General features: G+C 57.7%; 18 protein-coding genes and 1 pseudogene. 10 read left to right on the plus strand and 9 right to left on the minus strand.

Annotated elements, in window-relative coordinates; all coding sequences use genetic code 11:
- Nucleotides 1-122 precede the first annotated feature (122 nt).
- Both DHN12_RS03835 and DHN12_RS03840 read right to left on the minus strand, forming a co-directional pair.
- Nucleotides 123-2,657 carry a cation:proton antiporter gene (locus DHN12_RS03835; RefSeq protein WP_108858935.1) on the minus strand — a complete coding sequence of 845 codons (2,535 nt, stop codon included), beginning with the start codon at nt 2,655-2,657 and terminating at the stop codon, nt 123-125.
- A 126-nt stretch (nt 2,658-2,783) separates the two neighbouring features.
- Nucleotides 2,784-3,185 (minus strand): annotated as a pseudogene (locus DHN12_RS03840) (tyrosine-type recombinase/integrase); the annotation flags it as partial.
- A 327-nt stretch (nt 3,186-3,512) separates the two neighbouring features.
- On the opposite strand from DHN12_RS03840, the gene DHN12_RS03845 reads away from it, so the two are divergent.
- Together DHN12_RS03845 and DHN12_RS03850 are read left to right on the plus strand one after the other, a co-directional pair.
- Nucleotides 3,513-3,884 carry a hypothetical protein gene (locus tag DHN12_RS03845; protein ID WP_234416540.1) on the plus strand — a complete coding sequence of 124 codons (372 nt, stop codon included), beginning with the start codon at nt 3,513-3,515 and terminating at the stop codon, nt 3,882-3,884.
- A gap of 78 nt (nt 3,885-3,962) precedes the next feature.
- Entirely contained in the window at nt 3,963-4,445 is a 483-nt protein-coding gene (locus tag DHN12_RS03850; protein WP_159089957.1) for a hypothetical protein, read from the plus strand.
- A gap of 51 nt (nt 4,446-4,496) precedes the next feature.
- On the opposite strand, the gene DHN12_RS03855 is transcribed toward DHN12_RS03850, so the two are convergent.
- The gene (locus DHN12_RS03855; RefSeq protein WP_108859108.1) at nt 4,497-4,868 is read right to left on the minus strand and encodes an OB-fold nucleic acid binding domain-containing protein; all 372 of its coding nucleotides are present in this window, start codon (nt 4,866-4,868) and stop codon (nt 4,497-4,499) included.
- Between the two features lie 127 nt (nt 4,869-4,995).
- On the opposite strand from DHN12_RS03855, the gene DHN12_RS03860 reads away from it, so the two are divergent.
- Together DHN12_RS03860 and DHN12_RS03865 are read left to right on the plus strand one after the other, a co-directional pair.
- Nucleotides 4,996-5,319: a 2Fe-2S iron-sulfur cluster-binding protein gene (locus tag DHN12_RS03860; RefSeq protein ID WP_058273927.1), complete on the plus strand. Its 324-nt coding sequence runs from the start codon at nt 4,996-4,998 to the stop codon at nt 5,317-5,319.
- Nucleotides 5,319-6,041, plus strand: coding sequence for a VCBS repeat-containing protein (locus DHN12_RS03865; protein WP_108858938.1), 723 nt, complete (start codon nt 5,319-5,321; stop codon nt 6,039-6,041). Before DHN12_RS03860 ends, DHN12_RS03865 begins: the two co-directional genes overlap by 1 nt.
- A gap of 81 nt (nt 6,042-6,122) precedes the next feature.
- Here the strand turns inward: DHN12_RS03865 and purD are convergent, their stop codons facing one another.
- Nucleotides 6,123-7,385, minus strand: coding sequence for a phosphoribosylamine--glycine ligase (purD, locus tag DHN12_RS03870; protein ID WP_108858939.1), 1,263 nt, complete (start codon nt 7,383-7,385; stop codon nt 6,123-6,125).
- A 74-nt stretch (nt 7,386-7,459) separates the two neighbouring features.
- Between purD and xseA the strand changes: the two genes are divergently transcribed.
- Nucleotides 7,460-8,953 carry an exodeoxyribonuclease VII large subunit gene (gene xseA, locus DHN12_RS03875; protein ID WP_108858940.1) on the plus strand — a complete coding sequence of 498 codons (1,494 nt, stop codon included), beginning with the start codon at nt 7,460-7,462 and terminating at the stop codon, nt 8,951-8,953.
- A 12-nt stretch (nt 8,954-8,965) separates the two neighbouring features.
- On the opposite strand, the gene DHN12_RS03880 is transcribed toward xseA, so the two are convergent.
- Entirely contained in the window at nt 8,966-9,361 is a 396-nt protein-coding gene (locus DHN12_RS03880) for a hypothetical protein (protein WP_108859109.1), read from the minus strand.
- A 133-nt stretch (nt 9,362-9,494) separates the two neighbouring features.
- On the opposite strand from DHN12_RS03880, the gene DHN12_RS03885 reads away from it, so the two are divergent.
- The 5 genes from DHN12_RS03885 to DHN12_RS03905 all read left to right on the plus strand — a co-directional run bounded on the left by DHN12_RS03885 (nt 9,495) and on the right by DHN12_RS03905 (nt 13,795).
- On the plus strand, nt 9,495-10,133 hold the full coding sequence (locus DHN12_RS03885) for a lysoplasmalogenase (RefSeq protein ID WP_108859110.1): 639 nt from the start codon (nt 9,495-9,497) through the stop codon (nt 10,131-10,133).
- A 58-nt stretch (nt 10,134-10,191) separates the two neighbouring features.
- Complete coding sequence (gene ftsY / locus DHN12_RS03890; RefSeq protein ID WP_108858941.1) at nt 10,192-11,355, plus strand: signal recognition particle-docking protein FtsY; 1,164 nt, start codon at nt 10,192-10,194, stop codon at nt 11,353-11,355.
- Nucleotides 11,356-11,441: 86 nt separating this feature from the next.
- On the plus strand, nt 11,442-12,344 hold the full coding sequence (locus DHN12_RS03895) for a DMT family transporter (RefSeq protein ID WP_108858942.1): 903 nt from the start codon (nt 11,442-11,444) through the stop codon (nt 12,342-12,344).
- 16 nt (nt 12,345-12,360) lie between these two features.
- The gene (locus tag DHN12_RS03900; RefSeq protein ID WP_108858943.1) at nt 12,361-12,966 is read left to right on the plus strand and encodes an inner membrane-spanning protein YciB; all 606 of its coding nucleotides are present in this window, start codon (nt 12,361-12,363) and stop codon (nt 12,964-12,966) included.
- A 160-nt stretch (nt 12,967-13,126) separates the two neighbouring features.
- Nucleotides 13,127-13,795 carry a Crp/Fnr family transcriptional regulator gene (locus DHN12_RS03905; protein ID WP_108858944.1) on the plus strand — a complete coding sequence of 223 codons (669 nt, stop codon included), beginning with the start codon at nt 13,127-13,129 and terminating at the stop codon, nt 13,793-13,795.
- 220 nt (nt 13,796-14,015) lie between these two features.
- Here the strand turns inward: DHN12_RS03905 and DHN12_RS03910 are convergent, their stop codons facing one another.
- The 4 genes from DHN12_RS03910 to hflK all read right to left on the minus strand — a co-directional run bounded on the left by DHN12_RS03910 (nt 14,016) and on the right by hflK (nt 17,873).
- Entirely contained in the window at nt 14,016-15,452 is a 1,437-nt protein-coding gene (locus DHN12_RS03910; RefSeq protein ID WP_234416552.1) for a Do family serine endopeptidase, read from the minus strand.
- Between the two features lie 185 nt (nt 15,453-15,637).
- A complete protein-coding gene (locus DHN12_RS03915) occupies nt 15,638-15,832 on the minus strand; it encodes a DUF2065 domain-containing protein (protein ID WP_108858946.1) in 195 nt (64 codons plus the stop codon).
- Nucleotides 15,832-16,728 (minus strand): protease modulator HflC, encoded by an 897-nt coding sequence (hflC, locus tag DHN12_RS03920; RefSeq protein ID WP_108858947.1) that lies wholly within the window; start codon nt 16,726-16,728, stop codon nt 15,832-15,834. The genes DHN12_RS03915 and hflC overlap by 1 nt, the downstream gene beginning before the upstream one ends.
- On the minus strand, nt 16,728-17,873 hold the full coding sequence (gene hflK / locus DHN12_RS03925) for an FtsH protease activity modulator HflK (protein WP_108858948.1): 1,146 nt from the start codon (nt 17,871-17,873) through the stop codon (nt 16,728-16,730). Before hflK ends, hflC begins: the two co-directional genes overlap by 1 nt.
- Nucleotides 17,874-17,893: the final 20 nt, after the last annotated feature.

Below are 17,893 nucleotides of genomic sequence, written 5' to 3' on the forward strand. Positions count from 1 at the left end.
GTGACGGTTTTTTTCGAGTGAACAAGTCTCTGACAGGAGTAGGCATTCAACAAAACAGGGCCCGACTGGTGCCCGTGAAACAGCACTTTTTATTTCGCGGTTCCTTTCCAATTGAGAATCTCTCAAGATTTGATCCCTTTTTCAGAGGATCCCTCTGCCTCATCCAGATCCAACACCGCAGGGTCTATCATGCGCTTGTCAGCGCTCATCTTGACAGAGTTTCGCATGGCCTTGCTTCGCCGCAGCAAGCGCCGGAAACTTGCCTCGTCGAGCATAAGCAGCGTCGACGGTGCCAATGCCCGCACGTTTACGCGACGGGGCCGTTTCAATAACATTGCCAATTGCCCGAACATTTCACCACGACCCAGCCGCGAAGTGTGCCGGCCGAGTTCCACTTCCACCGCCCCGGAAGCAATGAAGAATACACTCTGGGCGAATTCGTCTTTGGAAATGATGGTATCACCCGCGTTGGCATATCGGGTACGCAGCGCCCGACTGAGTTTCCTGAGCGAAGACTTGTCGAGATCAGAAAATAGTGGGAACTGCCTGACCAGATCCCGTCCTTTAAGAGTGATGTCCAACTTCGGACGTCCTTCAGATAACGTACGTCGCGTCGCCACTTCCTGCATCAACACAGAATAAAGTTCTTCGCCCACAAGGCCGTCTTCGCGCATGACCGCATATTCACGTTCTTCAAGGCGCAGCGCGGTTCGCTGGATGAAGCGTCGCTCTAACTTTTCGGCGTAACCGGGAAATTGCAGTCTCAGACCATCAAGCGCCGTCTCAACCGCCTCGGATCGACGCGCCAACACTTCATCCAGCAATTCCGCAACCCGGCGGCCATGGATCCGGCGGATGCGGCCGCGGACGAACCCATCGAGGTCCTGCAGGATCAGACGTTGCATGAGCAATCTTTCGAACCTATCCGTTGTGATACGCGTGAGTGGGAACGAAATTCGAAGCCGGTTGTGCAGAAACACGGCGATCCGAAAAGATCTGCCGTAAACGACCGACCGATTTGATGCGCGCTGATAGCCGATCCGCCCGCCAGTCCGTGCGCCTTCAATGAGCCGATCCGCATCGGACAAAATCTTCTCACTCAGAACCGATGACATGGTGCGTTCTCGCATCCTGGCCAATACAGAGTCCCGCTCTGCACCGGCCAGCGCAATAAGACCAAGCGTGACCCGGTCACGATCCAGGATCTGCGCACTGTCTTCGGCGGCCTTTACGGCCTCGTCCAGGCGTTCACTAAACTGTTTGGCTTCGTTCCTGACGATATCGTGCGTCAGGTTATAGTTTTCTGCTGTGCGGGACATGTCCTCGCGAACCGATTGCAAGGCGACGGCGACCACCTGACGCGACAGGGCGGTATCAAGCGGAGAAAGCCTGTCGAGCCCCAGTTTTGTGATCACCATGCGCAAGGTTGTACCCTGAACAATCAGTGTAAACAGCGTAAAGCCAGTGGCCAGAATGCCGACCAGGCGCTTCGTCTCAAGCGGGATGTGCGTGCTTTCGGTGACTGCCAGAGCCAGAGCCAGCGTCACGGCACCACGCAACCCACCCCACAGTATTGCGGTGCGATAGGGGCGTTCGACAGCAGGTGACAAACCGATTGCCGTAAGCAATGGCAGCAACCCGAACAGAATTGCCGCCCGTGCGAACATGGCGGCCAGAACCACCACAACCAGCAGGCCAAAGTCGGACGGCCGCACCTCTTCCAGCAATCGTGGTATCAGCAAGGCTGCAAGAATAAAGATCAGCGCGCCTGCCCAATGTGCCAGTAGGTCCCAAACTTCTTGCAGATTTGTCCAGGTGGCCGGTGACAGACGACCGGGGCCTGTGAGGTTGAGCGTAAGACCTGCAGCCACCACCGCGATGACACCCGAAGCCCCGACGCTTTGTTCTGCAACGATATAGGCGAGATACGGCAAAGACACGGATATTGAAATCTGCGCCATTTCCCAGCGACCTACGAAAGCCATCAGCCAAACTGCCATGCGCGCCATGAGCCAACCGGTGAGAACTCCACCTGCGATCAACAGCGGAAATTGCCCCACGGCTTCACTTAGCAGTGGATTGGGTCTCCCGAGCATAACAAAGCTCATGAATAGCCCGAAAAGAGCAATCGCAGCAGCATCGTTAAGCAGGCTTTCGCCCTCGATTATTCGCGACAGCCTGCGCGGTGCCGAAATCGACCGGAAAATGCTGACAACCGCTGAGGGATCCGTTGTCGATACAATAGCACCGATCAACAGACAGGCGGCCAGCGGCAGCGTACTTGCCCAACTGAGCGCATAGCCAATGGAAAGTGTCGCAACAATTACTGCCACAACGGCCATCATCAGGATGGGCATCCAGTCATCCAGCATCCTGCGCAGGTTCATGCCGAGTGTCGCCTGAAAGAGCAGCGTGGGCAGGAAAACATAGAGGAAGACGTCTGACCGGATCGGTAGATCGATAATTGCCTGTGCCCCCGGATTCAATGCATCCGTCAGGTCTGTGTCGAGAAAGAACGTCGCGCCAAGCCCGATCACTATCCCTAGGACGGCGAGGATAACGCTGTAAGGCAGGCGCATTCGCGCGGCCAGCGGTTCCGCCACGCCGATTACAACAAAAAGAGAAGTGATGATGGTCGTAATGACGACGATATCCATAGTTACGTATTACCTGAGAACACGAGTAAGTGGAATCCACTCTTAAAGCCGGATCGACCACGTGGAATCAATGTGTGAACTTTCGCTCATCCAGTCTGAGCCGCCTACGATGGCAACCCATTGGCACTAGATCTCAATGGCTTCGGCGATAGCCAAGGCACCCTCGAGTTCGACGCCGAGGTATCGGACTGTACCGTCTATCTTGGTATGGCCCAGCAAGAGCTCAAGCGCTCTGAAGTTGCCGGTTTTCTTGTAGATTTGGGTGACTTTCGTGGGCCTTACTGAATGGGTTCCGTATTGGCTTGCTTCCAGGCCGATCGATGTGACCCAATCTCGAACAATCCGCGCGTATTGACGCGCTGAGATGTTTAATCTTTCGTGGAATCTGCCAGGCCAAAGGTATTCTGAACCGACCATGAGTTCATCTTCTTCCCATTTCTGAACAGAGGCACATGTGCCCTAAGATATCCCGAAGCGCACAGGTCTCTGCGTATTGCTTTTCAATATGGAAGCGCGTTCCTTGATCTGAGCGGTTAAGAACTATGTTTTCGCTTCTTCGCTCAGTGAAAATCCAGAGTGGCTCTATACTCTCTCCTTATTGTTGACTTCGAATGTGTGCTTCGAGCCCAAAGCGGACACGGTTGGCGGTTCAATCAAATACCGTGCTTGTTGACCATGAGGTGAACCAATAGCGTAGCGAAGCAACAAGCTACGGGAAGACATTTTGATAGAGAACCACTGGGTCCGCATAACGCAATTTGGGATGACGGAGAATGGATAAGCTGGCGCAGTATCAATAATCATCTCGAGCGACTCGAGTTGCAAGCTCGCTACCCAAAAGCCGAAGTCGACTTGGTGCCGGTTTTCGAAGAACTCTTGGAAGTAGCTCAGCACTATCACATCACGACAGGCAAACATCTGAACATATATGGCGATATTGTTGAGCTATATGGCGCGATAATGTATAGGATCAAGCTCCATAAGCACTACGCCAAAGGTTCTGACGGGCGCCTAGGAAACGACTATGTTGAAGTGAATACAATCACACCCTTCAAGAACAACCACTCTGTGGTCGTTAGGCTCGACCGGCACTTCAGCCAACTCCTTGTGGTGAAAATCGATGAGTTCTTTGAGGTTTCCGGATTACTCGTCAAACGAAGTAAACTGCCAAACGTTGGTGGGAAAACGCTTCGTATTGATTGGGATGATCTTGTTCAGATCGAGTGACGGGATTGTCCCGCACAGCCGCTGTTTGCTCCCAAATGTGGACTTCAACCGTCCGCTTTGTCCTCATAGCCCCGGATGATGCACATACCTAAATATCTGCTATCCGACGAAAAACGTGATGAGGTGAACATTGATATGATGGGATTTGATCCACGATCAAAAGCTATGCCCGACCTTGACGATCACCTGAAATGGTGGGTCATCGAAAGCGAGCGCTTTAACCTTGCGCCGAAGGCTTCGTTTAGAGTCTTCAAAGCTGTGATTGCACAGAGCGAAGAAATGGCAATCGAGAATTTGAGGGTCTCGGACGAAAAACTGGATAAATCCCTCATGCAGACCGCCATTCGTTCAGGCAGAATTGAAGATGAATTCGATTGGGAACCTGTCAGTACGTTTGCGCGGCACTTGTCGGTTTCATCAGTGACGATCCAGGCTGAGGTTGCTGATCGCGATGAAGTGCTTCTAGACATGTTACAAGAGCACGATTTCTTTTTGGGCGAACTTAAGGACGACCCGAAGATGTCAGTAGGCGGTGGAATTTATGACTGGCCGAAGACCTAAGGAGACTTTGGCGCTTCTGCAGCGCATGTCTCGTTCTGTCCGTATTACGGACTACCCCTCCCCCCGCACCAGCACATCCAGCATGCCCGAGATATCCTCGACCTCTTCCGCGATCACATGGGTCACCGAATGCGCCCGCTGCATCCGGCCCGTGACCCGCAGCAGCCGCCCCGAGATCACCGCCCGGCGGAAACATTCATAGATCTTGCGCCAGACCACCACGTTCACGATGCCGGTCTCATCCTCGAGAGTGACAAAGATCACCCCCTTGGCCGTCCCGGGCCTCTGCCGCAGGATCACCAGCCCCGCGACCGCCACCAGCGCGCCCTCGGGCGGGTCGTCCAACCGGTTGGCGGGCAGACACGCGGGCGGGCGCGGCCAGTTCCGGTCCGAAGACACAGGGCGGGTAGGTAACGCAATCATGAGAACAAAAATAGAACAAACGCAAGGAAAGTCCATAGGCGGCGTGACGAGTCGCAAATGAGGCTGGAAAGACCTAAATGCCTTCACTATGGAAGAATTCGACAAGCGAAAGAGGAAGACGCACGCAATGGCAAAGATTACCTATGTCGAGCACGGCGGTACCGAACATACAGTCGAAGTCGCCAGCGGCCTGACCGTCATGGAAGGGGCCCGTGACAACAATATCCCCGGCATCGAGGCCGATTGCGGCGGCGCCTGCGCCTGTTCGACCTGCCATGTCTATATCCACCCAGACTGGGTCGAGAAGGTTCCCGCCAAGGACGACATGGAAGAGGACATGTTGGATTTCGCCTTTGAACCCGACCCGGCCCGCTCGCGCCTGACCTGCCAGATCAAGGTCACTGATGAGTTGGACGGGCTGGTTGTTCAAATGCCCGAAAAGCAGATCTGATGCTTTTCAAAGCGATCGCGGCTGCCGCGATCGCAATTGGAATCTGTCCGAGCCAGACAAGATCTCAGCAGCCATGGCAGTATGAGCCGCTGGGTTCGGCAGAGTACTCCGAACCCACTGCGCGATACCCGCACGGGGTACTCGGTGATCAGATTGAATACGGCGCCCTGATCCTGCAATATGCGCCGGAATGGGCGAAATACACAATCCGGCTGCCAAAAGAGCGCGTTTTCGAAGATATCCGACCGCGCCTGATTGATATTGACAACGATGGCCGTCGCGAAGCTCTGGTGGTTGAAAGCCATCGTGATAAAGGTGCACGGCTTACAATCTACAATGGCGGCGGCCTGATCGCCGCTACGCCCTACATCGGAACCCGCTTTCGCTGGCTCGCTCCGGTCGGAGCGGCCGACATGGATGGCGACGGCAACGTCGAGATCGCCTATGTCGATCGCCCTCACTTGGCCAAAACCCTGCGCATATGGCGATTTGCAGACGGCGAGCTGACCGAAATCGCATCGCTGCCCAATCTCACCAATCACCGTATTGGAGAAGATTTCATCTCCGGCGGTCTGCGCGATTGCGGCGGCACTCCGGAACTGATCCTTGCCAACGGCAACTGGACACGCGTTATCAGCGTCTCCTACCAAAATGGCTGGACCAAAACTGACCTCGGCACATTCACCGGGCTCCAAAGCCTGAAGATTCCGCTCAAGTGCTGATCCGCCTCTTCATCTGACTAAAAATATCCTGGGGGTGAGGCCGCAGACCGAGGGGGCAAAGCCCCCTTACCTGCCGACCACTCAAAGAGCTCGCCAGCCGATATCGCGGCGGTAAAAGCCTTCGGGCCAATCCACACTTTCAACCATCGCATATGCCCGGTCGCGCGCCTCTTGCAGAGTATTTCCGCGCGAGGTCACATTCAGCACGCGCCCGCCTGCGGCTTGAACCTGCCCATAAACGGCCTTGGTGCCAGCGTGAAAGATCATGTTGCTGCTGTCCTCAGTAAGCGCATCCAAGCCCTTGATCGCAGATCCTTTTGCGTAGGAACCCGGATACCCCTGTGCCGCCATCACAACGGTGATCGCATGATCGTCAGCCCAGTTCACCTGTGTCTCGCTCAAACGACCCTCGGCCGCGGCATGAAGCAGGTCCAGAACCTGGGCACCAAGCCGCATCATCAGAACCTGGCATTCCGGGTCACCGAAGCGGACGTTGTATTCGACCAACCTCGGTTGGCCGTCCTTTATCATCAGTCCCGCATACAAAACGCCTTGAAATGGCATGCCCCGGCGCTTCATTTCGGCCATGGTCGGGCGCACGATCTCTTCCATCGCGCGCGCCTCGATCTCGGCGCTCAGGACCGGGGCTGGGGAATACGCCCCCATACCGCCCGTGTTCGGGCCCGTGTCGCCTTCTCCTACGCGCTTGTGGTCCTGCGCCGTGCCAATGGACAGAATATCTTCGCCATCACACAAGACGAAGAGAGACGCCTCTTCGCCCTCCATGAACTCCTCAATCACCACCTCGGCCCCCGCGCCACCAAAAGCGCCGCCGAACATGTCGTCGATGCCCTCCAGCGCGGTCTGTTCGTCCATGGCGACGATCACACCCTTGCCTGCCGCCAAACCATCGGCTTTGACCACGATCGGCGTGCCCTGTTCGCGGACGTAAGCCTTGGCAGGCTCGGCCTCAGTGAACCTTGCATAGGCTGCGGTCGGAGCGTTCGACGCGTCACAGATTTCCTTGGTGAAACTCTTCGATGCTTCCAACTGCGCCGCATCGGCGGACGGGCCAAAGACCAGCACACCCGCTTCACGCAGACGATCCGCGACGCCAGCGGCCAGGGGCGCTTCGGGGCCGACGACCACGAAGTCAATCGCGTTCTCTTCGGCAAAACTGACAACCGCGCCGCCGTTTTCGACATCCAGGGCCGCGCACTCAGCGATTTGGGCAATCCCTGCATTTCCCGGCGCCACGATCAGTCGGTCACATTTGGGATTTTGCATCACCGCCCAGGCGAGGCTGTGTTCCCGCCCGCCGCTGCCGAGAATAAGGATGTTCATGAAGGTCTCCGATCTGCTTGGCCTCGCCTTCCGGGCGTTCTAAGCTGGCCGGGCATTTGACACAAGGCGCTGAAATGTCCGACCTGCTTGATGACCCGATCCCGGGCCAAAACACCCCTGAATACACCGTTTCAGACATCTCAGGCGAGGTGAAACGCACGCTGGAAGGCACGTTCGGGCGAATCCGTGTGCGTGGTGAGGTCGGACGCGTGTTCACAGCGCGCTCGGGGCATCTGTACTATGACATCAAGGATGACCGGAACGTTTTGGCCTGCACCACCTGGAAAGGTCAGGTTTCGGGCCTCTCGGTGGTGCCGGAAGAAGGTCTCGAGGTCGTCGTCACCGGCCGTCTGACCGCTTTTGGTGCGCAGTCAAAATATAACCTGAACGTTGATGAGGTCGCGGTCGCGGGGCAAGGCGCTTTGATGGCCCTGCTGGAAAAGCGCAAGAAACAGCTTGAGGCTGAAGGTCTGTTCGCACCCGAACGCAAAAAGCCTCTGCCGTACCTGCCCCAGATCATTGGCGTTGTGACCTCACCATCTGGTGCTGTGATCCGGGACATCCTGCACCGCCTGCGGGATCGCTTCCCGCGCAAGGTGCTGATCTGGCCCGTTGCTGTACAGGGTTCCAACTGCGCTCCAGAGGTTGCGCGGGCCATCGACGGGTTTAACAAACTGACACCGGGCGGCTCACTGCCTCGGCCCGACCTGATCATTGTCGCCCGGGGCGGCGGATCGATCGAAGACCTTTGGGGGTTCAACGAAGAAATTGTCGCACGTGCGACGGCAGCGTCGGACATTCCGCTGATTTCTGCCGTGGGTCACGAAACGGATACAACGCTGATCGACTTCGTCTCGGACCGACGCGCGCCAACACCGACCGCCGCGGCCGAGCTTGCCGTGCCGGTTCGAATGGAACTTCTGGCCTGGACGGGTGAGCAAGGTGCACGCCTGTCTCGTGCAGCCACGGACGCGGTTCAAAGACGCTCTCAACGGCTTCGCGACCTGTCTCGCGCGTTGCCGCGCCCGGATAGCTTGTTGAACACACCACGCCAACGTCTTGATTTAATTTCGGATCGCCTGGCACCCGCACTAAATCGCGGCGTACAGAACCGACGTCTGCAGGTCGTCGAGCTGTCCGCACATCTGCGCCCGTCGACGTTGCGCAACCTTGTTTCGACCAGAAACGAGGCCTTACGCAACCTGTCATCCCGTTTGTCCCTGCGTCCGATCCACCGAGAGATCGAACAACAGAAGCAGAATATCAACAGGTTGGCCGACCGTATGAACGCGGCGCAAACCACGCGCCTGGATCGGATGCGGCAACAGCTGGACGCCGCCGACCGCCTGCGTGAAACACTAAGCTATAAGGCGACGTTACAGCGTGGTTACGCTGTTGTCCGAGCTGAGGGCGAGGTTCTGACAACCAAGAAACAGGCGTCAAAACACAACGCATTCGAGATCGAATTCGCAGATGGTCTGCTGAACGCGGGCCAGCCCACAACCTCACCGGCGGCACCTAAGAAGTCAGCTAAGAAAGATGCACCGGACCAGGGCTCGCTATTCTAGCCAAATGCGCCTTCAGACCCCGACTTCGGGGCCGAGACAGACCATCTCTTCATTGATGTCTTCGGCCTCGTACAGCTCGGTTGCGTCCGAGTTGCCTTCGAACAGGGCGATCAAGCCCCCGTCAGACTTGGTAAAGACCCAGCACTGCGGGTCAATCCGATCTTCGTAGACAAAACAGATCTGGCCCGCTTGTTCGTACCAGACACCCTCTTTGCAATTGCCGTCCAGAAAAGACCAGATCACACGGCGATTGGGCAAATAGCGTTCGACGCCGTACACCGTTCCCTGAAACCCATAGAACATGGTTTTTCCGCGAGTGTATGTGTCGAACTCAGCCCCAGACAAAGCTGACTGAGCCGTTGCAGCCTGCGCAGAAAGTGTCAGAAGAATCGCAATACGCCCGAGCATGGGAACATTCTGGCAGATGCCGGTCAGCATCGCCAACAGACAATTCCCCACAACCGGCTGCCTTAACGTCACCGCTTGAGTTGCAATGGCGATCCCGGTGATGCTGCTGAAAAAACCAAATGGGGGACATTTGATGACAACCGCTCTTTTCTGGATCGCCGCCGCGAGCGCTCTGGCCTATTTGCCGATGTCACCACGACCCGCCAGCCCTCTGCGATCCCTCTTCAAGACGGCCTCTGTCGCACTACTAGCGGTGACGGCGGTTCTAAGCAGCGCTCCGATGCTACTGACCCTTGCGCTAGCCCTGTGTGCCTTTGGCGATGCGCTTTTATCACGTGAGACGGACTCGACCTTCATGGCAGGAATCGGCGCATTCGCGGCTGGCCACCTGGCCTATATCGCCCTGTTTCTAAGTCACCCCTCCAGCGAGACCGCCCTAATCTTCGACAAGCCCGGTATATTCTGGTCGCTGATCATCCTCGGGATCGTTGCCGCAACCCTGCTCGCCCCCCGCGCCGGTGACCTCAAAATACCGGTTCTGGGATATATACCGATCATCCTTGGTATGGGCATCGCGGTCCTCACGCTGCCCGAAACAGGCGCGCTGCGTTGGGCCCTGCCTGCCGCACTGGCCTTCATAGCCTCAGACTTGATCCTTGCGACCGAGAAGTTTCTGCTACCCTCCAATCATCCGGCGCTGCGCTTCACGCCTTACATGATCTGGATCTTGTACTGGGGCGCTCAGGCGGGGCTTTTGATTGCGTTTTTGTGACCCTTTGCAACTGCCGCAAATCCGCATTAGGTGAGAGGAACACCTGCGGAGACTAAAAATGGCGTTTTTCTCAAAGCTCAAGGACAAGCTGTTCAAATCCTCGTCCCGCCTCGAACAGGGGCTGGATGCCATCGTCGAAGACGGTGGCGAGGAAACGTCCGCCCCCGATCCAGTTATCCCCGAGCCTGAGCCGCAGCCGGAACCGGTTCCCGAAATTCCGCAGCCCGTGCCAGAGACACCTGAACCCGCCCCTGTGCCACAGCCGACCGAAACACCTGAACCCGCACCGGTCGATCCAACCCCTGCTCCGCCGCCGCCCGAAGCCGCGCCATCCAAAGGGGTGTTGGGACGCCTGTTTAGCCGCAACGAAGCCAAGGCAGTCGTCCGCCGCACGTTGGACGACGATATGCTTGAGCAGCTAGAGGAACTGCTGATCGCCTCGGATATGGGCGTCGACACCGCACTGCGGGTCACATCCAACATGGCCGAGGGGCGGCTGGGCAGGAAGCTCTCCACGCAAGAGATCAAGCAATTGCTGGCCCAGGAAGTCGCGCGCGTAATGGAACCGGTTGCCAAGCCCCTGCCCATCTACCCCAAGCGCCCGCAGGTCGTGCTGGTCGTTGGCGTCAACGGGTCCGGCAAAACCACAACCATCGGCAAGCTCGCTAGCCAGTTCAAAGCCGCGGGCAAAAAGGTCGTTATCGCCGCCGGGGACACCTTTCGCGCCGCCGCCGTCGAACAGCTCCAGGTCTGGGGCGACCGCGCCGGCGTGCCGGTGCTGACCGCACCCGAGGGGTCTGACCCGGCTTCATTGGCTTTCGATGCTCTGACCCGCGCGCAGCAAGACGGCGCAGACCTGCTGATGATCGACACGGCCGGACGCCTGCAAAACCGTTCAGACCTGATGGAGGAATTGGCCAAGATCGTCCGCGTAATCCGCAAAATCGACGACACCGCCCCTCACAACACACTGCTGGTGCTGGACGCCACCACTGGCCAGAACGCGCTGAGCCAGGTCCGGACATTCCGCGACCTCGCTGACGTGTCAGGCCTGGTAATGACCAAACTCGACGGCACCGCCAAGGGTGGCGTATTGGTTGCACTGGCCGACAAGTTCGGCCTGCCGATCCATGCCATAGGCGTCGGAGAACAGATCGACGACCTCGCCCCCTTCGACCCCGAAGAGTTCGCCGCCGCCCTCACTGGCCTGGACCAAACCTGATCCCCCTTTCATCTGGCCCCAAATATCCTCCGGGGGTCTGGGGGTGGAAAACCCCCAGCCTCTCCTCCCAGCGAAAAGACTGACATTTGAGCGACTGGTTGATTTCTCTCGAAGGCACCCAAGCGGGCCATCAGCTGGCTCTTGGCTTCGCTTTGATGGCCGCCTTCCTGCATGCGGTATTTGGCGCGTTGCAGAAAGGCCGCCACGATCCCTGGCTGTCCCGTGGGGCAATCGACGCCTGCTATTGCCTGATGGCCGCCCCTTTTGCCTTTTTTGTGGTGCCGTGGCCTGAACCCTACATGTGGTCCATCTTCGCCGTGGTCTGGGTGATCCACATCGCCTACAAGGTCCTTCAGGCCATGGCCTATACAAAGGGTTCATACACTGTCGTCTATCCGGTCGTACGCGGCACTGGCCCCCTATTTACGGTCATCGGCGCCTATCTGCTATTCGGCGAAACCTTTACCGGAATTCAATGGTTTGGCGTTTTGGTCCTGCTGGCCGGTATCTTCGGCCTGGCCGCCTATAATTTGCGTTTTCTGGAAACCAACCGGGAAACGCTGGGCATCGCGCTGGTACTGGCCATCGCAACCGGCCTGTTTGTCGCGCTCTACACGACTTATGACGCCTATGGCATCCGGGCCACCGCCGACCCGTTCACCTTTCTAGCGTGGTTTTTCATGATCGACGGTTTTGCGATGCCGATTTACGCCTTCCTCAGATGGCGCGCCATGATCGACCGCCCAGCCGTTGGCCCATTAATGTTGCGGGGCTTGGCCGGAGGCGTCATCGCCCCTATGTCCTTCGGAGCAATCATGCTGGCCACCCGTCTGGACAAGGTCGGCGAAGCCGCCGTCCTACGTGAAACCTCGACAGTCTTTGCGGCCCTTATCGGGTGGCTGGTGCTAAAAGAAACTGTGGGGCCAAGACGGGTCGCGCTGATGGCATTGATTGCATTGGGCGCCGTAATAGTTGAAATGGGCGGGTAAAAATCAGGAAACCGACATGTCAGGCAAAAAAGAAATCAATCCGTTTCTGAAACAGGCGTTGGAGCTTGGGCCCCCACTGGCCTTTTTCTTCATCTATCTGCGCCTGCGTGGCGACAGTTTCCTGATCGGAGGCACCGAATATTCCGGCTTTATCGTCGCGACGATCATCTTCGTCCCGCTGATGCTGGCCGCCATGGGCATCCTCTGGGTCCTGACCGGCGAACTTAGCCGGATGCAGATATTCACCGCCTTCATGGTCATCTTCTTTGGGGGCCTGACCGCGTGGTTCAATGATGAGCGGTTCTTCAAGATGAAAACCACGCTGGTTTACGGTTTTTTCTCGTTCATCCTTGGAATTGGCCTCCTGCAGGGGAAATCTTATCTGGCCTATGTCCTAGAAGATATGCTTCCGATGCGCCACGAGGGCTGGATGATCCTGACCCGCCGGTTGTGCGGCTGCTTTGCAGTTCTGGCCGTAGCCAATGAATTTGTCTGGCGCACCATGTCGACGGACCTGTGGGTCAAAATTGAAACTTTCGCCTTTCCGATCGCGCTGATGGCGTTTCTGATGCTTCAGTTCAGTCTGCTGCAACGCTACATGGATGATCCAGACCACCAATAGGCGAACACTGATAATCGGCGCGCAGCTTAAGCGTTTGCTTTCATATTGAGCCGTGACACAGCGCGCAATCAGACAAACCAATAAAAACCTTGGAATAATAGCCCGGCTGTGGAACATTAGGACACCACTCAACACCAGCAGCCGGAGACCCCTCAACCACATGAAGGCACTCCCAAACAGCGGATTCCTGTCCGAGGCATCAGACCGACTCAGGGCTATGCTTTCGGCACTCGCGACCGAGATTTCCTTGGATCAGGGCCAGGTGCTGTTTGAGCAGGGGGACGAAGGCGATGCACTCTATGTGATTTCTGAGGGCACGCTTGAGGTTTCATTCCTTGCGATGAGCGGGCGCAAGCTGTCTTTGACCCTTATGAAGCCGGGCGAAGTGTTTGGCGAAATTGCGTTGTTCGACAGCGGGCCGCGGACCGCCACGATAGCAGCGGCCGAGCCATCTAGCGTGCTGCGCGTGCGCCGCAGAGACGTGATGGACCAGATCCGCCAGCATCCCGATCTTGCCGTCGACATGATCCGTCTGGCGGGCCTGCGCATGCGCTGGATGGGGTCACAGCTGAACGAACAGGTATTCCTGCCGATGCCCATTCGTCTGGCGCGCAAATTGCTGCATCTGTCTGCCCTTCAGGACGACCCCGCCATGCGCATCACCCTGTCCCAAAGCGAATTGGCCGAGTTCGTCGGTGCCACGCGCGAGGCTGTATCCAAGACGATTTCAACCTGGAAACGCGACAATGTCGTCGAGGCATCCCGCGGCGGGTTGATGATCCAGGACTTTAACGCCCTGAAAGAACTGGCCGAATCCGACTTAATCTGACCTTGTGACCTCCTTCACATACGGCGCATGCCAAAATAGCTAATGTCTTAGTTGTTACCGTAGGGGGCCAGAGAATCATCCCCGATATCTGTCCACTGGCCTCTCCCTGTACCAGAGCCATGCGCCTCCCCGGCGTGTGGCTCACTTACTTTCAGCGCCACGTGGAACGGAAAAGGCCGAGGCATTGCCCCGGCCTTGTCACAACGTTTGATGTGGTGCGTTACTCGCCTAGGGTCAGCGCCACAAAGCGGGGGTCGCCACCGCGACGTACAAGCAACAACAGCGATTTACGCCCGGCCTCACGCGCTTCTTCCATGCGTGCTTCCAGATCTCCAATCGACGTCACCTTTTGCTGGCCAGCCTCGGTGATCAAATCACCGGCGCGCAACCCTTTGATAAACGCCTCAGAGGCTTCATCCACTTCGGTCACAACCAGCCCCTCGGCGTCTTCTTCCAAACCAAGATCCGTGCGTAGCGTGTCCGTCAGCGGCGAAATGGTCAGACCAAGAATGTCAGCATTCTCTTCCGTAGGAGCCTCAGAGGTTTCCTCGTCGCCCTGATCGGCACGTTCGGCATCCTCACGACGCCCCAGAGTAACCAAGACGGTCTGTGTTCCGCCATCGCGATGCACGACAACACGCACGGCTTTGCCCACGGTTGTCTCGCCGACCTGACGCACAAGGCCGCGAGTATCTTCGACCTCGACCCCATCAAAGCTGAGGATCACGTCACCAGCCAGCAGACCAGCATCTTTCGCCGGCCCATCCGGAACATCGCTGATCAGCGCGCCGCCCGGCTTGGCCAACCCCATTGCCTCGGCCATGTCCTCGGTTACGTCCTGAATGCGAACGCCCAGCCAACCACGGCGGGTTTCGCCGAATTCGCGCAGTTGGTCGACCACCTTGACCACAACGTTAGACGCCATCGAAAAGCCGATCCCGATCGAGCCACCGTTGGGCGACAGGATCGCGGTGTTCACACCAATCACTTCGCCATTCATGTTGAACAGCGGGCCGCCCGAGTTGCCCCGGTTGATCGCAGCGTCGGTCTGGATGTAGTCGTCATAAGAACCGCTCAGCGCCCTGTTGCGGGCCGAAACGATCCCGGCCGAAACCGAGAAGCCCTGCCCCAACGGGTTGCCCATGGCAATAACCCAATCACCGACACGGGCGACGTCACTGTCGCCAAACTGCACGTATTGCAGCGGGCCCGGGGCCTCGACCTTCAGCAGGGCAATATCGGTTTTCTCGTCCGTGCCGATCACCTTCGCAGGCAGTTCTTCCGGCGGCTGTCCATCACCGGGGAAGAACTCCACCAGGATTTCATCGGCTTCGGCGATCACGTGATTGTTGGTGACGATGTAGCCGTCCTCGGAAATCACGAACCCCGAACCCAGTGCGTTGCTGCGGCGCGGGCGATTTTCATCATCACCGTTCCGATCCTGAAAATCGCGGAAGAAATCCTCGAAGGGCGACCCTTCGGGCACAATGCCCTGCGGACCGGTCTGGCCTTCAATCAACGTCGAGGTGGTAATGTTGACCACGGCCGGGCTGATCTTTTCTGCCAGCGGGGCCAGGCTTTCGCTCCGCGCCTGTGCTGCGACGGTTTGGGCCAGAACAAGAATCATCCCTGCAATGGCCAGCCACATCAGCCGCATGAAACCAACACCCTCGTCCTGCCGGACTGAAATACTGCGTGCGTGTGCCTGCACTTGGGAACTCCTTGTCAACAAGTCTTGTAAAACTGCCCTCGGGCAGATCTTCTCAGGAACCAATGTAGTCGGTTTGTCCTTGCCCGCAACTCGGGATCGCGGGGAAATTACCTGCAAGTGAGGTCACCGCATCAAAACCCAACCTGATAAGCCCCCCATAGCAGGATAAAGCCACTGACCACGCTCAGCAAACCGGCCAGCCGCCGCGCATGGTCGGGCAGTGACCGCAATGCCTCTAACATGCGCTCAATAAGCGAAGGGGCCAGCGCATAGGCCAGCCCCTCTACAATCAATACCAGCCCGAAAGCCAGAAGGATCAGCCCCATTATTCGGAGGCCGCAGCAGCCGGAGCTGGTCGTCCGGTCGGCGAAGCGAGGTAGTTGAAGAACTCGGAATCCGGGCTCAGAACCAACGAGCTATTGCCGCCCTGCAACGCGTTCTCATACGCGGTCAGCGAACGGTAGAATTCAAAGAACTCCGGGTCCGCGCCGTAAGCTTCCGCAAAGATCGCGTTACGTTCGGCGTCCGCTACACCACGCGTGATTTCGGCCTCACGACGCGCATCTGACACCAGTTCGACCACCGTCCGGTCAGCTTGCGCACGCACACGCTGCGCCGCCTCGTTACCGCGGGCACGTTCGTCTGTTGCTTCACGCTCCCGCTCGGCCTTCATGCGATCAAAGGTCGCCTCAAGGTTGGCCTGTGGCAAGTCGGTCGCCTTCAATCGCACGTCGATTACAGTCACGCCCAGCGCCTGTGCTTCGGCAATCGCGCTGTTTCGGATGCGCAGCATCAGCGCCGCACGGTCCGAGCTCAGGATGTCACGGGACGAAACCGACCCCAGAACTTCGCGGGTTTCGGCCCGCAAGATACGATCCAGACGATCCTCGGCAACCGGGATACCGCCGACACCAACGGCCTGACGGAACTGATTCAAATCTGAAATCCGGTAACGTGCGAATGCATCGACAACCAGACGCCGATCGTCCAGAGGGGTCACCTCAAGGGGCTGTACGTCAATTGACAGGATACGGTCGTCATAGCGGACAACTTCTTGAATCACCGGGATTTTGAACGCCAGACCGGGGTCTTCCTTGACCGCGACGACACGACCAAATTGCAAGACCAGCGCGCGTTCACGTTCATCCACGATGAAGATCGAAGACAGGCCAACGACGCCAAGGATCACGACAAGAATGAGGATAATGGGTGATTTACGCATCAGTTGCTCTCCCCGGCAGGGCTACGACGCAGCTCGTTCAGCGGCAGATAGGGCACAACGCCCTGCCCTTGCCCGGATGAGTTCTGGTCCAGAATGATTTTGTCAACGTCGCCCAAAATCTGCTCCATACGTTCCAGATACAGACGCTTACGTGTCACATCGGGTGCTTTGGAATATTCCTCCAGAACTGCACTAAAGCGGCTGGCTTCACCCCGCGCACTGTTGATCTGTTGGGCGCGATATCCTTCTGCCTCTTCCAGAACCTGCGCAGCTTCGCCGCGCGCTTCTGCCAACACCTTGTTCGCATAGGCATCGGCTACGTTCTGCAACCGGTCCCGTTCCTGCGCAGCAGCCTGAACGTCGCGGAAGGCGGCGATCACGTCCTGCGGCGGGTCGGCTTTGTCAAAGTTGACGCGGACAATGTTGATCCCTGAATCATAACTGTCCATCGTGGATTGGATAAGTTCCTGCAAGCGATCCGCGATAACACCACGATCCCGGTTCAGGATCGGTGCAAGCTCGCTTTGAGCGATAATCTCGCGCATCGCTGATTCCGACACCGCACGGATCGTTTGGCGCGGATCACGCAAGTTGAACAGGAACTTCGCAGGGTCGTTGATGTTCCAGACGACTTGATAGTCGATATCGACCACGTTTTCGTCGCCGGTCAGCATCAAGCCATCATCGCTGCCGCGCGCGCCGCCCATATCTTCGTTCTGTTCGCGGGTGACCGGGATGACTTCGGCGGTAACGAAAGGCCACGGCGCAAAGTTCAGACCCGGATTTCCGACGGCCGAGAATTCGCCCAGGAACAACTCAACCGACTGTTCTTCGGGCTTGACTGTGTAAAAACTGGCCGCCCCCCACAATACCGCCGCGACGACGACACCAATAAGAACCGTACCTTTTGTGAAGATGGGGCCACCGCCGCCAGAGCCCTGACCGTTGCCACCTCGGCCTGAACCGCCGCGGCCGCCCATCAGGACGCGCAGCTGTTCCTGGCCTTTCTTCATCAGCTCATCAATCTCGGGGATCTGCGGACCATCGCCTTCGGGGGGCTTGCGCCCATCACCGTTGTCACCCCGATTTCCTCCGCCGCCCGAGGAGCCTCCGCCCCCCCAGGGGCCGCCGCTATTGCCCGCCATATGTATCTATTCCCTTGTGT

This window comes from Ruegeria sp. Alg231-54 (assembly GCF_900143525.1).
GTDB lineage: Bacteria > Pseudomonadota > Alphaproteobacteria > Rhodobacterales > Rhodobacteraceae > Ruegeria.

Excerpts from the sequence above, each read along its gene's own strand:
- hflC (WP_108858947.1), bottom strand. The coding sequence starts at position 16,728 with ATGCGTAAATCACCCATTATCCTCATTCTTGTCGTGATCCTTGGCGTC.
- DHN12_RS03910 (WP_234416552.1), bottom strand. The coding sequence starts at position 15,452 with ATGCGGCTGATGTGGCTGGCCATTGCAGGGATGATTCTTGTTCTGGCC.
- DHN12_RS03880 (WP_108859109.1), bottom strand. The coding sequence starts at position 9,361 with ATGCTCGGGCGTATTGCGATTCTTCTGACACTTTCTGCGCAGGCTGCA.
- DHN12_RS03905 (WP_108858944.1), top strand. The coding sequence starts at position 13,127 with ATGAAGGCACTCCCAAACAGCGGATTCCTGTCCGAGGCATCAGACCGA.
- DHN12_RS03855 (WP_108859108.1), bottom strand. The coding sequence starts at position 4,868 with ATGATTGCGTTACCTACCCGCCCTGTGTCTTCGGACCGGAACTGGCCG.
- DHN12_RS03860 (WP_058273927.1), top strand. The coding sequence starts at position 4,996 with ATGGCAAAGATTACCTATGTCGAGCACGGCGGTACCGAACATACAGTC.
- purD (WP_108858939.1), bottom strand. The coding sequence starts at position 7,385 with ATGAACATCCTTATTCTCGGCAGCGGCGGGCGGGAACACAGCCTCGCC.
- DHN12_RS03915 (WP_108858946.1), bottom strand. The coding sequence starts at position 15,832 with ATGGGGCTGATCCTTCTGGCTTTCGGGCTGGTATTGATTGTAGAGGGG.
- xseA (WP_108858940.1), top strand. The coding sequence starts at position 7,460 with ATGTCCGACCTGCTTGATGACCCGATCCCGGGCCAAAACACCCCTGAA.
- DHN12_RS03835 (WP_108858935.1), bottom strand. The coding sequence starts at position 2,657 with ATGGATATCGTCGTCATTACGACCATCATCACTTCTCTTTTTGTTGTA.
- ftsY (WP_108858941.1), top strand. The coding sequence starts at position 10,192 with ATGGCGTTTTTCTCAAAGCTCAAGGACAAGCTGTTCAAATCCTCGTCC.
- DHN12_RS03885 (WP_108859110.1), top strand. The coding sequence starts at position 9,495 with ATGACAACCGCTCTTTTCTGGATCGCCGCCGCGAGCGCTCTGGCCTAT.
- hflK (WP_108858948.1), bottom strand. The coding sequence starts at position 17,873 with ATGGCGGGCAATAGCGGCGGCCCCTGGGGGGGCGGAGGCTCCTCGGGC.
- DHN12_RS03865 (WP_108858938.1), top strand. The coding sequence starts at position 5,319 with ATGCTTTTCAAAGCGATCGCGGCTGCCGCGATCGCAATTGGAATCTGT.
- DHN12_RS03900 (WP_108858943.1), top strand. The coding sequence starts at position 12,361 with ATGTCAGGCAAAAAAGAAATCAATCCGTTTCTGAAACAGGCGTTGGAG.
- DHN12_RS03850 (WP_159089957.1), top strand. The coding sequence starts at position 3,963 with ATGCACATACCTAAATATCTGCTATCCGACGAAAAACGTGATGAGGTG.